The 1079-nt window shown below is 41.0% G+C and carries 1 protein-coding gene and 1 pseudogene; both read right to left on the bottom strand.

Annotation, left to right across the window (positions count from 1 at the left end; all coding sequences use genetic code 11):
• Positions 1–272: pseudogene (locus BUA56_RS22515) on the bottom strand (ABC transporter substrate-binding protein); the annotation flags it as partial.
• Positions 273–644: 372 nt separating this feature from the next.
• Positions 645–1079: substrate-binding domain-containing protein (locus tag BUA56_RS22510; protein WP_139249531.1), on the bottom strand; the 435-nt coding region annotated here is incomplete at its 5' end.

Raw genomic sequence — 1079 nt, 5'->3', positions numbered from 1 at the left:
TTTTCTTCTGTAAAAGTAGATTTGAAGGATTCTGTATTCGCAGTTCTCCAGTCAGACTCTGCACCAACCTGTGCATAACCAACTACGATTAAATCATCGTCTCCCTTTGTATCTGCTGCATCAGCCTCGTCCCCAGCTTCCGCTGTGTCTGTACTCTCTGTTTTTGTCTCTGTGTCAGCGGAGCTGGATTCAGAAGAATCATTTCCGCAGCCTGCCAGCATCCCTGCCATCATGGTTGCACATAATAACGCGCTTAATACCTTTCTTTTCATGTTGTTCCTCCTTATATACATTTTTATTATTCTTTATCTTCCGGTGCTCTCTGCACCCTGATTACAGTATTAATTCTATCAATTTCCATATAAAAAACAACGGAGAGGCTCCGCTGTTTTGTAATATATTTTTTGATTTTTTTGTGAAAAAGAAGTTTTGTACAATTTAATTGGAAAAAAGTGTGTTATTTTTTGTATTCCTGGAAATACAATTCCACTCCTGTTTTTTTCATGCTTGTATAATCTTTTACAACTTGTTCATCTTTTCCCTCTGCAATCATAGAATTTCTGCCTGAAAACAAACAGGTCCCCGAAGTTGTTGAAAAACTCCGGGGACCTGTAATTATGATTTCATTTGCTTACATATTCTGATTAGTATGCACGTCCGTCGATGAACTCAGCTGCTGTGTCAGCCGGGAATACACTTTCATCCACATACTGAATCTTCTCTACTTCTTCGCCAGCCTCTAATTTCTGGATAATTTCAGCTACACGAGGTCCGTGTAATGGGTTACACTCTACTGCACAGTTTAAGTCGCCTGCGATCATTGCTTCGAATGCTGCTTTTACTGCGTCAAAGGAGATGATTGTGATGTCGCCTTCTGGTCCGCAGGTCTTTCCTGCTGCTTTGATAGCGTCGATTGCTCCGAATGCCATGTTGTCATTCTCTGCGATTACTACATCAATGTCATCATAGGATTTCAGGAAGGATTCCATAACTTCCTGGCCCTTTGCCTGTGTAAATTCTCCGGTCTGCATATCTAACATATGCCAGTTGCTGTGTTCTTTCAGTTTGTTTCCAAAGCC

The sequence above is a fragment of the Lactonifactor longoviformis DSM 17459 genome (assembly GCF_900129135.1).
Lineage (GTDB): Bacteria > Bacillota > Clostridia > Lachnospirales > Lachnospiraceae > Lactonifactor > Lactonifactor longoviformis.
Note: the sequence above shows the minus strand (reverse complement) of the source record. Positions and strands in the feature narration are given on the sequence as shown.